The sequence below is a fragment of the Collinsella sp. CLA-ER-H6 genome, assembly GCF_040092305.1.
GTDB lineage: Bacteria > Actinomycetota > Coriobacteriia > Coriobacteriales > Coriobacteriaceae > Collinsella.
The window spans coordinates 40,718-54,486 of sequence record NZ_JBBNLS010000001.1; the positions used below are offsets into that span (position 1 = coordinate 40,718).

Consider the following 13,769-nt stretch of genomic DNA (forward strand, 5'->3'; position numbering starts at 1 on the left):
GCAACGCAGTCCCCGGGACAGGGCCCGCATATATCGTCCCGCGCGCAGTTTCGCAGCAAAGCGAGAATGTTTGAGCACGGGATGATATATGCGGGCCCTGTCCCGGGGACGGACGACTTACTCCGTCTCGCCCGGTCGAGCGCCGCGGGCCAGGGCGTCCTGGTACTCCTTGACGGCCTTGAGCCTCTGCATGGGCTTCAGTCGCTCGAACATGGTGTTGCCGTGCAAGTGATCGATCTCGTGCTGCAGGCACACGCAGAACAGGTCGCCCGTGGCCTCGTAGCGAATCAGGTTGGCGTCCAGGTCATACGCCTCGACGACAACGTGATCGGGACGCTCGATCTCGCAGCTAATGCCCGGAATGGAAAGGCAGCCTTCGCTAAAAGGAACCAGGTGGTCGCTCTGCTCAACAATGACAGGGTTGATGAGCACGTACGGGTCGTAGTCGTTCTTGTCGCTGTAATCGCAGTCGATGGTAACGAGTTGGATGAGCTCGCCGATTTGCGGGGCAGCCAAGCCGCAGCCGCCGTTCTCGAACATGATCTTCTTCATCTTCTCGGCAAGCGCCTCGATCGCCGGGGTGATCTCCTCGATAACGGCACACTCCTGACGCAGACGAGGGTCGGGCGACAGTACGATTCCGTTGGCTTCCATGGCCATCCTTTCGGGTTGTTACATCAAATCATAGGCGTCGACGTCAACGCTCACGCTCACGCCGCGCACGGAGCCCACCTCTTTGAGGCAGGCGTCAATATCATCAGAGACATGGTACCCTACCGGCGACTTCACAAGCAGATGGAAGCGGTAACGGTCCTTGGCTCTCTCGATTACACATGAAGCCGGGCCCAGCACCTGCGGCACCGCGCTGCCCGCCCGCAAAAAGTCGGGCGCGGCGGCATGCCAGCGACGCTTGAGGAGCTTCGCGATGCGACCGATGTAGTCCCGCGCATCATCCGCGTTCGTCGACCAAACCAAAATGTTGACCAGGCGCACGAAGGGCGGATACAGGGCGTCGCGACGCTGGTCCAAGTCGTGGTCGGTAAAGATCGAACGGTCATGCTCGGCAACGGCGCGAATGACCGGGTCCTCGGGCAGATAGGTCTGGATAATAACCTCGCCAGGGCGATCGCCGCGACCGGCACGGCCCGCGACCTGCTCCAGCAAATCGTAGGCGCGCTCCCCCGCTCTAAAATCGGGCAGCTTCAGCGCGAAGTCGGCATTGACCACGCCCACTAACGTGACCTCGGGAAAATCGAGGCCCTTGGCAATCATCTGGGTGCCCAGCAGCACCGCGCAATCGGCGGCGTCGAACTGTTCGAGCAGCTTTTTGTGTGCGTCCTTGCCGCGTGTGGAATCGGCGTCCATGCGAATGATGGCGACGTCGTCGGGCAGCATCTGGTGCAGCGCGTCCTCGATCTGCTGCGTGCCAAGACCCATTTTTGCCAGGTAGCGGCTGCCGCATTTGGGACAGCGGCTCGTGGGCGCGGGATAGGGCTGCACGCGCCAGGACGAACCGCAAGTGTGGCACTGCAGTGTATGCGTGCGCTCGTGATACGTGAGCGCGGTGGAGCAGTGGTTGCAGGTGGGGACGCAGCCACACTCGCGGCACATCAAAAACGGCGCAAAACCGCGGCGGTTATGCAGCAGCACAGCCTTCTCGCGGCGCTCGACCACGCGTTCCAAACCTTCCATCAGCGGTTTTGAGAACATGGAGCGGCTGCCATGCGAAAACTCGCGGCGCAGGTCGGCAATGCGGACCGTGGGAAGCACGGCGTGTCCCGGGCGCTCGGGCATCTCGACGCGCGTCCAGGTGGCAGCGTTGTACGTGCCGCGGCGGCAGCGGTCGAGAGCCTCGGCAGAAGGCGTAGCCGAGCCCAGCACGAGCGGGCAGCGATACCGACGCGCCATCTCGGCCGCCACCTCGCGCGCATGGTAGCGCGGGCTGGAGCCCTGCTTGTAGCTGGTCTCGTGCTCCTCGTCAATGATGATGAGACCCAAGTCGCAGAGCGGGCAAAAGAGCGCCGAGCGGGCGCCCACGACCACGCGCGCGGCACCGCTGGCAACCATGTCCCATTGGTCCAGGCGCTCGCCGGCCGAAAGGCGCGAATGGAACACGGCGACCGTCTCGCCAAAGCGCGAGCGAAAACGACCGACGGTTTGGGCCGTCAGCGAGATCTCGGGCACAAGCACGCACGCTGAGCGCCCGGCCGCCAGCACGCGCTCAATAGCGGAGAGATAGACCTCGGTTTTACCGGATCCGGTGACGCCGTCGACAAGGACCACGTCGCCGTGTGCGTCCAGGCGAGCACGCTCAATCTGCGCAAGCGCCTGCTGCTGGCCGTACGTGAGCGCGACCGGCGCCTTGCCGCTTGCCGAGGACAGCGTAGTCTGTTCGCTGCAGCCACGCCAGGCACGGCGCTCCTCCACCACCACGACGCCGCGTTTTTCGAGCGCCTTGATGGTCGCCGACATGCTGTTGTAGAGCAGGTTGAGATCGCGCGTCGTGACCGGCCCGCACTGGAGCGCCTCGATGAGCTGGCGCTGACGAACGGCGGTCTTGGGCGGCGTATAGTCGAAGCCCTCGGGAGTGAGCATGACCCAGCGGTTTTGAATAGGCTTGACGGCGGGACGTTCGACCATCCACGCCCCGTCATCACCCTTCACGACCTGCGGGCTGCCACCCGGAGGTAAGAACAGGCGCAGGCATTCGGAAAGCGTCGCGACATATTCGCGGCTCATCCAGCGCGCAATGCGGGCGGCCTCGGCGCCAAAGAGCGGTTTGCTGAGGATGGCCTCGATGGGCTTGATGCGAGAGGGGTCGAGGGCGTTGTTGCCTTGCAGGTCCCCCAACTCAGATGCAATGTCGACGATATAGCCCGCGGCCGCACGGTTGCCAAAGTGGACTAGGACCGTGGACCCGATCTGGGCCTCATTGGCAAGGGACTGCGGAATGCCGTAGGCAAAAGGCTCGGACAGCGCACGGGTGGGAATGTCCAGGACCACGCTCGCGTAGGCGGCAATGGGCTCTGGCGCAGGCTCAGGTTTGGCCTGCTCGTCCGTGTGGGCATGCTTCATGGGAGCTTGCTCCGGTTCGGGCGAACCAAACAGCGACAGTTGCTCGGCCATGGTCTCTGTGCCTCCCATCCCATACGTCTTTAGAAACAAGAGCCCCACTCGTGGTGAGCGGGGCTCGGATACATGCGTTTGCGCGACTGTTACAGCGCCATCGTGCGGGCGCGGTCGATGCGCGCCAGGCAGTCGTCGCGGCCGACGAGCGCCATGGTCTCGCCCAGCGGAGGGCTCACCATGTTGCCGCAGACGGCGACGCGTACGGCCTGGAACACCACGCGCTTCTTGAGGTCCATCTGCTCGGGCAGCGGCTCAAGCGCGGCGTCGATGTTCGCGGCCGTCCATTCGTCCACGCCCTCGAGCGCGGTCTTGGCGGCATCCAGAATGGCACCCATGCCCTCCTTGGCCAGACCCTTGTTGACAGACTTCTCGTCATACTCAAGCGTCTCGGCCGTAGCAAAGATGGGGGCGGCGACGGTCACGGCGTCAGCCGGCATCTTGGTACGCGGCTTGACGATGGCGGCAAGCGCGTCGATCCAATCCTCGCCGTACTCTACATTACCCTCGATGAGACCCGCCTCGTGCAGCTCGGGGACCATGATCTCGTCGGCAAACTGAGCATCGGACATGCCGTTGATGTACTCGGCATTGACCCAATCGAGCTTTTTGGGGTCGAAGGTCGCCGGGTTCTTGGAAATGCGGTCGAGCGAGAACTTGCTGGCCAGGACATCGCGCGGGATGATCGTGGTCTCGCCGTCGAGCGACCAGCCGAGCAGCGCCAGGTAGTTGACGAAGGCGTCGGGCAGGTAGCCGGCATCGCGGTACTCCTCCACCGAGGTGGCGCCATGGCGCTTGGAGAGCTTCTTGCCGTCGGCACCCAGGATCATGGAGATATGGGCAAACGTGGGCACGGGCGCACCGAGGGCCTCGTAGACCATGACCTGGCGCGGGGTGTTGGACAGGTGGTCGTCGCCACGAATGACATGGGTAATCTTCATCATGGCGTCATCGACGACGGTCGCGAAGTTGTACGTGGGCGTGCCGTCGGAGCGGAAGATGACAAAGTCGTCGAGCTCCTTGGCGTCGAAGGTCACCTCGCCGTGGACGGCGTCGTGGATGACGACGTCGCCGCGGTCCTCGGGCACTTTAATACGCAGGACGTAGGACTCGCCGGCCTCGATGCGGCGGCGGGCCTCCTCGGGATCAAGATCGCGGCAACGGCGCTGATAGCCCTGGAAGGGGTCCTTGCGCTCCTGCGCGGCCTTGCGGTCGGCGTCGAGCTGCTCCTTGGTGCAGAAGCAGGGATAGGCCTTGCCCTCGTCCCAAAGCTTCTGGGCGGCCTGCTTGTACAGGTCCAGGCGCTCGGTCTGGGCGTAGGGGCCAAAGTCGCCGCCAACCTCGGGACCCTCGTCCCAGTCCAGGCCCAGCCAACGCATGGCGCGCAGGATGATCTGCGTGTTCTCGTCGGTAGAGCGGGTGGGGTCGGTGTCGTCGATGCGCAGGATGAACGTGCCGCCGTTAGCACGGGCGAAAGCCCAGTTATAGATAGCGGTGCGGGCGCCGCCAATGTGCAGCTTGCCCGTCGGTGAGGGTGCAAAGCGGACGCGAACGTCTGATGCCATGGAAATCTCCTCGATTGCAGGATGGATGTCTAACCGCACCAGTATAAAGCATCAAAGCAACCTCCGCACAAAGGGCACCGACCTACTCATTGGGGACAGACTTAAATGACCATTCTTTAGGCAACCTGTCGGCACTTAGGTAAGGCTGGTCGTTTAAGCCTGTCCCCAATGAGTACACGGATGGTCATTTAAGTCTGTCCCCAATGAGTACACGGATGGTCATTTAAGTCTGTCCCCAATGAGTAGGTGCGGAAAGGGTGTGAATGTTTGATTTACGCGCTATGATGTGCCCTTGCATAGAGAGCCTGGCGGAATGGTAACGGTCGCCGGGACACGTTTTTGAAAGGACAATCATGTCAGAAGAACTTCGTTCCATCCCGCCCCAACACGGGTCCTTTGTTTTTACGTCGGAGTCGGTGACCGAAGGTCATCCCGATAAGATCGCTGACCAGATCAGCGACGCCGTCCTCGACGCAATCCTCGCCAAAGAAATAGAGCTGCAGGAGCAGGGCTACATCGCCCCCAACGGCGTGCCCGCCAACGTGGAAAACGTCCGCTGCGCCTGCGAGACCCTCGTGACCACCGGCACCGTCATCGTCGCCGGCGAGATTCGCACCCAGGCCTACGTCGACGTACAGGAAATCGCCCGCGGCGTTATCCGCCGCATTGGCTACAACCGTGCCAAATTCGGTTTTGACTGCGACACCTGCGGCGTTATGAGCCTCATCCACGAGCAGTCGCCCGATATCGCCCAGGGCGTCGACGAGTCCTTCGAGACCCAGACCGGCGCTACCACCGACCCGATCGACCTGATCGGTGCCGGCGACCAGGGCATGATGTTTGGTTATGCCTCCAACGAGACCAAGACCCTCATGCCCATGCCGCACTACTTGGCGAGCCGCCTAGCCGAGCGCCTGGCCGCCGTGCGTCACGACGGTACCCTCGCTTATCTGCGTCCCGACGGCAAGACCCAGGTCACCGTGCGCTACGAGGAAGGCAAGCCCGTCGAGGTCACGACCATCGTCATCTCCACGCAGCACGCCGCCGAGATCGAAGACATGGGTAAGATCAAGGCTGACCTCATCGAGCACGTCATCACCCCCGTGATGGCTGCCGAGAACATGCCGTGGGACAACGCGGACATCTACGTGAACCCCACCGGTCGCTTTGTCGTGGGCGGCCCCATGGGCGACACGGGTCTGACCGGCCGCAAGATTATCGTCGACACCTACGGTGGCTACGGCCGTCACGGCGGCGGTGCCTTTAGCGGCAAGGACTGCACCAAGGTCGACCGCTCCGCCGCGTATGCCGCGCGCTGGGTCGCCAAGAACGTGGTCGCCGCCGGTCTGGCCGACCGCTGCGAAGTCGAGCTTGCTTACGCCATCGGCGTTTCGAAGCCCCTCTCAATCATGGTCGACACCTTCGGTACTGCCAAGGTTGCCGAGGACAAGATCGTCGAGGCCGTAGAGAAGACCTTCGACCTGCGTCCGGGTGCAATCATCCGAGACCTAGACCTGCGTCGCCCCATCTACGAAAAGACGGCAGCCTACGGCCACTTCGGCCGTGAAGACGCCGACTTCACCTGGGAGAAGACCGACCGAGTCGAAGAACTCAAAGCAGCCTGCGGACTGTAAGCTAACGGCAAAAGCTGCAGCCACATATCGATGCGCCAAAAGAAGTACCGGCCCCAACCGGTACTTCTTTTTTTATTTAAAGGTGGTGAAGATGAGCCGACCTGGGACATGGAATAGGTCACAGGCCGATAAATTTCGCAGCAGAGCGACTCCAACCATGTATCCTAAGTTCCGAGGGCTTTAGTATTTGGTCGGTCGCGAGTTCCGCACGAGCCGGAGGCCACTTAATGTGGCCTCCGTGCGAGCAGGACTGTCCGAGCAGGCGACCAAATACTAAAGCCCTCGGAACGGCGGGACAGAGTATGCCCCGTCCCTCGGGACGACGGGATAGAACAGGAGCACCCATGGCAGGCAAGCCGCAAACACTAGCTACGACCTCGGCATTCGAGATCTTGGGCCCCGTCATGGTCGGCCCCAGCTCATCGCACACCGCCGGCGCCCTACGCTGCGCCCAAGTTGCCGCCAGCCTGCTGGAAGGCCGCATCACCAAAGTCACCTTTGGCCTGTGGAACTCCTTCGCCCACACCTACCGCGGCCACGGCACAGACCGTGCGCTCGTCGCGGGCATACTGGGCCTCGACACCGATGACGAGAACATCAAGCAGGCCTTCGACCTCGCAAGCGAGCAGGGCCTCGAATATCACTTTGACATCAAGGGCGACGACGCCTCCATCCACCCCAATACCGTCGATATCGACATGGTCGACGACACGGGCGCCACGGCTCAGGTCCGCGGCGAGAGCCTGGGCGGCGGCAAGATGCGCATCAGCCGCATTAACGGCGTCGGCGTCGACATCTCGGGCATGTATTCCACGCTCTTCGTGGCGCACAAGGACGTCCCCGGTGTACTCGCCGCGCTCACCAACCTGCTCGCCTACGCCCACGTGAACATCGCATTCTGCCGCACCTACCGCACCGAAGTGGGCGGCCAGGCCTACTCCGTCTTTGAGACCGACGGCGCGCCCGACGACACCGTCGTCCCGATGCTACGCAAGCTCGACAATGTTGATTACGCGACCTTTATCGAGCTCCCCGGTTCTGCCTCGTCGCTCTCCCCCGGCGTCTCGGCCAAGGAAATCTTCGACGACGGCGAGCAGCTGCTCGATGCGTGTGAGGAACTGGGGCTCAGCATCGGCGCCGTCATGGCCGTTCGCGAGGCGCGTCTGACCGGCGAGGCCCACGCCGTCGCCGCCATGCGCCGCGTGCTCGACGTCATGCGCGAGGAGACCACGGCCCCCCTCGCAAATCCGCTGCGCTCACTCGGCGGGCTTATCGGCGGCGAGGCCAAGCTCGTCGAAGCCACCGGCCGCAACGATTTGAGTGCAAACCTGATGGGCCCCGTTCAGACCGACGCCGTGGCCCGCGCCATGGCCGTGCTCGAGCGCTCCGCCACCATGGGCGTGATCGTCGCCGCCCCCACGGCAGGCTCAGCGGGTGTTGTGCCCGGCTGCGTGCTGGCGCTCGCCGATCGCCTGCAGCTCGACGACGAACAGGTCATGGACGCGCTCTACTGCGCAGCCGCCATCGGCCTCAACCTCACCACAAGCGCCTGCGTTGCCGGCGCCGAGGGCGGCTGCCAGGCCGAAGTCGGAAGCGCCGCCGCCATGGCAGCCGCCGCGCTGGTGCAGATGCTCGGCGGCACGCCCGAGCAGGCGCTCGACGCCAGCTCCATCGCGCTAAGTAACCTGCTGGGTCTCGTTTGTGACCCCGTCGGTGGCCTCGTGGAAGTGCCCTGCCAAAACCGCAACGCCATCGGCGTGGCAGCGGCCTTTAGCTCGGCACAACTCGCCCTCGCAGGCATTAAGAGCCTGGTGCCGTTTGACCAGATGGCACATGTCATGCTCTCGGTGGGTCACGCGTTGCCGGCAACGCTGCGCGAGACGGCAAAGGGCGGCATCGCGCAGGCTCCGGCCGCACTTTCGGCCTGTGCAAAATGCGGTGTGTGTGGATAACGGCAAAGAACGACTCAAAGGTGGGACAAATGTCCCACCTCTTTTGAATGCCACCGTTTCCGTACCACAAACAGCAGGGCAATCGCTATAATGCAAGCCCAGTAAAAACACGATGAACCGCAAGGCGAAAATCGAAGGATATGCATACGATGTCGCAAAACGATCGAACTCAACTGATTCCCGATCCGCAGCAGCCGAGCAGGCACACCGGCGGCGTTCAGTCACCGCGTCCTATCGCGCCGAGCCACGGTCAGCAGCGTGGTGCGGCAAACGCTTCCCAACGCCCGAACCAACAGCGACAGCAGCGTCAACAACGTCAGCAGCGCCAGGCAAACGGCAATGCGCCCAAGCAGACCCCCACGCACGCTCGAGGCGATCGCGGCCCCGCGCGCAAACCCGCCGAGAACAAAAAGTCGGGCAAAAAGACGACGCTCTTTGTCGTCCTGGGTCTTATCGTCATTGTCTATATCGTAGGCGTCGTAGCGTTTTCGCAGCTAGCCTACCCCAACACCACCATCGCCGGCGTGGATGTCTCGTTCTCCAACGCCACGTCTGCCGCCACCAAGGTCAACTCCGCGTGGAAGCACTATAAGCTCGCCGTGACAGGCGATGACTTTAGCTGGACCTATCAGCCCGAGTCCGATGAACCCATCGTCGACGGCGAAGCTGCCGCAAAAGAAATCATCAGCCACAACGAAGCCTTTGTATGGCCGGTCCGCCTTGTGGAATCCTTAAGCGGCAAGACCAAAACAACCGCCACCTCCAACGAAGTCGATCTTGATCAAGACGTCGACCTGTCCATGCTCTCCGACACCTTTGACCAAAAGAAGTTTGAGAAGGATCTGGGCGCCGCCATCGACGAGTTTAACGAGGGGCGTTCGGGCACGTTCGAGGCCAATAGCTCCTATGACGAGCAAGCGGGCAAGTTTACCGTCGAGAAGGCACGCTCCAACGAAAAACTCAACCGCGAGCATGTCATTAAGTATGTCGAGCTCGAGCTTGCCTCGCTGGCCGAGACCGTAGATCTTTCGAAGCTCGGCAACGATGCCTATGAGCCGCTCAATGGAACGCTGACAGATGATCAGATTCAGGCCGCATGCGATGCCGCCAACAACTTCCTGGGCGTCAACGTGACCCTTAAGCTCAACGGCGAGGATGCCGGAAAGGTCGACGGCAGCTCCGTATTGCAGTGGATCAGCTTTGCCGATCCGGCCAACCCCACGCTCGATACGTCGCAGATCAGCAGCTGGGCAGCCGAGCTCGCCAACGGCTTTAATACCGTGGGCTCCACTCGCTGGTGGACGCGCGCCGATGGCAAGCAGTGCGCCGTCGAAGGCGGTGACTTTGGTTGGTCCATCGACAGTAGCTCGCTCGCCAAGCAGGTCGAGGACGCCATTAACAACAAACAGACCGGCGAAATCGAGATCAAGTACTCCCAGAAGGCCGACACCTTTACCGCAAAGGGAGAGCCCGACTGGAAGGCATACATCGATGTCGATCTGTCCGAGCAGCACGCGCGCTACTACGACGAGAACGGCAATATCGTTTGGGAGGCCAACTTTATTTCCGGCAAACCGGGCGAAGACGCCACCCCCGAGGGCGTGTGGCAGATCAACAGCAACGACGGCGGCAGCACTCTGATCGGAGCCAAGGACCCCGAGACCGGTAAGCCCAAATACGAGAGCCCGGTGAGCTACTGGATGCCGTTCGAGGGCAAAATGATCGGCTTCCACGACGCCACCTGGCAAAACGACAAGAGCTTCGATAATGCCGAGTCGTACAAGTGGTGCGGCAGCCACGGTTGCATCAACCTGCGCCTGGCAGACGCCAAGGCACTTCACGACTGCATCAAAGTCGGCCTGTGCGTGGTTGTCCACTCGTAGTGCAACGCGCACATTCCTACAAAATGGAGCTGCTGCGACCAATCTAACAGTTCCGAAAGAAACCATCCTATGCGCCCGCCCCAACTGGTGGGCGCATATACTTATCGAGGTACTTTCTATAAAGGAGACGCTATGCCGAATGTCCCCACGATCACCCCGGGCCCGGATGATACCGAGCACACGCCCGAAGATGTCACCGAAACGATTCCTCTGATTACAAACGTACATGCCGATAAGCAGAACGGACGCGCGAACGATGCAACCGAGATTTCCGATGAAGAGGCCTACGCCAAGCTCAAAGTAAAACGTGCCGAACGTCGACGCAAAAAGCTCATCCGACGCGGCATTGCGGCCGGCGTCGTGGCCGCCATTGTGCTCATCGCCGTTGTCGTGACCTTAGCCATCAACGCACGGCCCGCAGGCAACAACGGGCCGGTGACCGACATGGTGACCGAGGGCACGTTTACCACAACGGTCGAGGCGAAAGGCCAGCTCAAACCCATTTCGTCCTCAGTGGTCTCCCCTTCTGTCGACGGCACGGTCGATTCTATCAACGTGCAGGCAGGCCAATCCGTCAACGAGGGCGACGTGCTTATGACCATTAAAAACGACGAGCTCGATCGCAACGTTGCCGAGGCGCAACGTGCAGTTGCAGCCGCTCAGGAAGACCTCGCCAACGCGCAGAAAGCCGCAGCTGCCGCGCAGGCCACCCCAACGACGGACGTCGAGGGAGCTTCCGCAGCGGCTGGCGTCTCCGCCGCATCAGCGGACACGAACGCCGTATCGGCCGCGCAGCGCAGCCTCGCATCAGCCCAGGCAAACCTCGACCAGGCGAACGCCAAGGCCTCCAGTCGCACGGTCACGGCCCCGAGCTCGGGTAGCATCGTGGAGCTCAATGCCAAAGTGGGCGCCACGGTTACAGGCGGCATGATCATGGGCGAAAGCGATACGAGCGGCGGCAAGCAGTGCATGCAGATCGCCGACCTATCTAAGATGAAGGTGACCGTGCAGGTGGGCGAAAAGGACATCGCCAAGATCGCCGTTGGGCAGAGCGCCAACGTCACGTATCCCGCGTTTCCCGATATCGTGAGCCAGGGCACCGTCACGGCTATCGCGTCGGTGGCAAACTCCGACGCCGCCAACGGTGGCGGCGGCAGCGTGACCTTTAACGTCGACATCCTCATCGAGGCGCCCGACGCGCGCCTGAAGCCGGGCATGACGGCCGAGGTATCGGTGGTGACCGAGCAGCTCGACGACGTGGTGATGGTGCCGACGATGGCGCTCATGACCGAAGACGGCGAACACTATTACGTCAACGTGGCGACTGATGACGAGGGCAAGCAAACCCGTCGCGTGAAGGTGACCGTCGTGACGCAAAACGACAACGAAGCCGTAGTCGGCAAGACACAGGTCAAGCGCGACGACCAGGGCAACGAGATCAACCCCAACGTGCCGGTTACCAAGCTGCGCGATGGCGACACCCTCGTCATGGACACCGGAGCGGACGCAACGGCTGACGGCGGCTACAGCACGGATTCGGGCAGCATGTCTGACGACGAGGGCATGTAATGCGACCCGTTATCGACATCCGCAACGTGCACCGCATCTTTGAGAGCGAGGCAGGTTGCGCCCACATCCTGCATAACGTGAGCCTGGCGGTAGATCCCGGCGAGTTCGTCACCATTACCGGCCCTTCGGGCTCGGGCAAGTCAACGCTCATGAACATCCTAGGCTGCCTGGATAAGCCAACGGCAGGTGACTACTACCTGCAAGGGCTCAACGTGGCCGAGCTCGATGATGACGAGCTCACCGAAGTTCGCGCCCTGAGCATTGGCTTTGTCTTTCAGAGTTTCAACCTGCTGCCGCGCCTGTCGGTTATCGAAAACGTGATGCTGCCGCTGGCCTACACCAATGTGCCCCGTAGCCAGCGCGAAATGCGCGCCGTGCACGCGCTGCAGGCCGTCACGCTGCCGGTCGACCACTGGGACCACCGCATATCCGAGCTCTCGGGCGGCCAGATGCAGCGCGTCGCAATCGCGCGCGCCCTCGTCAATGACCCGCCCATCATTCTGGCTGACGAGCCGACAGGAAACCTGGACTCCGCTACCGGAGCGCTTGTGATGGAGACCTTCCATAAGCTCCAGAAGCGCGGCAAAACCATCGTGCTTATCACACACGACCCCAGCATCGCCGCCGAGGCCGACCGTGCCGTGACCATCCGCGACGGTCGCATTCACGACGGCGCGTATATTTCACATACACCGCGGACCCTGCGCAGCGCCGTAGATAGCCTGCCCATGATTTCCGCCTCCGCCAACCCGCCGAAGGGAGAGATGGCATGAGCGCCCGCGATCTCATCCAGGAAGCCCTTCACTCGCTCGAAGCCAACAAGGGGCGCAGCCTGCTCACCATCCTGGGCATTGTCATCGGCATCGCCTCGGTTATTGCTATGACTTCGCTCATCGGCGGCATCCAAAATAGCTTGGTCAACAGCCTAGGCCTCAACGCAGCTCGTATGGTTCAGATCTATTCGTCGCAAGAACTCACCGAGTCGGACATCGAGAAGCTTCAAAAACTGGTGCCGCAGATAGAGCAGATCGGCATTGTCGACAGCGCGTATACCGAGTACAAGACCGGCGATAAAAGCTATACCGTCATGGCACAGGGTGTCGATAGCGACATGCTCGACGCCGTGGGGGCCAGCAAGCTCGTTGCGGGGCGCACCTATTCCCAGGCCGAGTCCCAATCAGGCTCGCGCGTGGCGCTCATCAGCCGCGGCGGCGCCGATCAGCTTTACGGCAACGAACAGGATGCGCTGGGGAAAACCATCAAGGTGTCCAACGGCGAGGTGCAGATTGTAGGTGTGATTGATGGCGGCAACGACTCCATGGGCTCGCTCACGCTGTATATGCCGCGCGAAACCATCTCAGGCCTGTTTGGCGACGAAAATCCTTCATTCCCCAGCGTGACGGCTCTTGCCGCCGAGAGCACAGACATGGACGAGCTTTGTAAGACCATCGAGTCCAAGGTGCGCGCAATGAAGGGCATCGCGGAGGATGATGAGTACGACAGTGTATCGGCGACCTCCATGAAAAGCGCCATCGATGCACTCAACTCCTTTATGGGCGCGTTCTCGCTCATCATGGGCGCTGTCGCCAGCATCTCGCTGCTTGTCGGCGGTATCGGCATTATGAATATGATGCTCACCAACGTGACTGAGCGCATCCGTGAGATCGGCATTCGCCGTGCCCTGGGCGCAAGTCGTCGCGATATCACCGCGCAGTTTTTGGCCGAGTCCTCGGCGCTGTGCGTCACCGGCGGACTGTTGGGTGTCCTGATTGGCTATCTGCTGGCATGGGGACTCACGTTCTTTGCCGCAAGCTCGGGCATCATGAGCGAGTTTGGAGCTACCGGGACGATCACGCCAAGCTTCTCCATTACAACAGTGTTGATCGCGTTTGCCGTATCGGTCGGCATCGGCGTAATCTTTGGCTTCTACCCCGCTCGCCGTGCAGCAAAGCTCGACCCGGTGGAATGCCTACGCTACCAGTAAGCCACCACCAACAAGTTGCGGTGAATTAGGGACTGAATATGCTATTTAGCAGCAAA

At 61.8% G+C, this 13,769-nt stretch carries 9 protein-coding genes; 6 read left to right on the top strand and 3 right to left on the bottom strand.

Translation table 11 applies throughout. The features are described 5' to 3' along the window. Positions 1–117 precede the first annotated feature (117 nt). The 3 genes from def to gltX all read right to left on the bottom strand — a co-directional run bounded on the left by def (position 118) and on the right by gltX (position 4,691). Complete coding sequence (gene def / locus AAAX77_RS00185) at positions 118–654, bottom strand: peptide deformylase (RefSeq protein ID WP_349104152.1); 537 nt, start codon at positions 652–654, stop codon at positions 118–120. Positions 655–672: 18 nt separating this feature from the next. Further along, positions 673–3,144 carry a primosomal protein N' gene (gene priA / locus AAAX77_RS00190; RefSeq protein WP_349104154.1) on the bottom strand — a complete coding sequence of 824 codons (2,472 nt, stop codon included), beginning with the start codon at positions 3,142–3,144 and terminating at the stop codon, positions 673–675. Positions 3,145–3,215: 71 nt separating this feature from the next. Beyond that, the gene (gltX, locus tag AAAX77_RS00195) at positions 3,216–4,691 is read right to left on the bottom strand and encodes a glutamate--tRNA ligase (RefSeq protein ID WP_349104155.1); all 1,476 of its coding nucleotides are present in this window, start codon (positions 4,689–4,691) and stop codon (positions 3,216–3,218) included. Positions 4,692–5,044: 353 nt separating this feature from the next. On the opposite strand from gltX, the gene metK reads away from it, so the two are divergent. The 6 genes from metK to AAAX77_RS00225 all read left to right on the top strand — a co-directional run bounded on the left by metK (position 5,045) and on the right by AAAX77_RS00225 (position 13,713). Next, complete coding sequence (metK, locus tag AAAX77_RS00200) at positions 5,045–6,325, top strand: methionine adenosyltransferase (RefSeq protein ID WP_148345925.1); 1,281 nt, start codon at positions 5,045–5,047, stop codon at positions 6,323–6,325. Between the two features lie 344 nt (positions 6,326–6,669). Continuing rightward, positions 6,670–8,277, top strand: a complete 1,608-nt coding sequence (sdaAA, locus tag AAAX77_RS00205) for an L-serine ammonia-lyase, iron-sulfur-dependent, subunit alpha (protein WP_349104157.1) — start codon at positions 6,670–6,672, stop codon at positions 8,275–8,277. Positions 8,278–8,426: 149 nt separating this feature from the next. Continuing rightward, complete coding sequence (locus AAAX77_RS00210) at positions 8,427–10,160, top strand: L,D-transpeptidase (protein ID WP_349104159.1); 1,734 nt, start codon at positions 8,427–8,429, stop codon at positions 10,158–10,160. Between the two features lie 132 nt (positions 10,161–10,292). Beyond that, on the top strand, positions 10,293–11,729 hold the full coding sequence (locus AAAX77_RS00215; protein WP_349104160.1) for an efflux RND transporter periplasmic adaptor subunit: 1,437 nt from the start codon (positions 10,293–10,295) through the stop codon (positions 11,727–11,729). After that, positions 11,729–12,502, top strand: coding sequence for an ABC transporter ATP-binding protein (locus AAAX77_RS00220; RefSeq protein WP_349104162.1), 774 nt, complete (start codon positions 11,729–11,731; stop codon positions 12,500–12,502). Before AAAX77_RS00215 ends, AAAX77_RS00220 begins: the two co-directional genes overlap by 1 nt. Then, positions 12,499–13,713 carry an ABC transporter permease gene (locus AAAX77_RS00225; protein WP_349104164.1) on the top strand — a complete coding sequence of 405 codons (1,215 nt, stop codon included), beginning with the start codon at positions 12,499–12,501 and terminating at the stop codon, positions 13,711–13,713. The genes AAAX77_RS00220 and AAAX77_RS00225 overlap by 4 nt, the downstream gene beginning before the upstream one ends. The last annotated feature ends 56 nt before the right edge of the window (positions 13,714–13,769 follow it).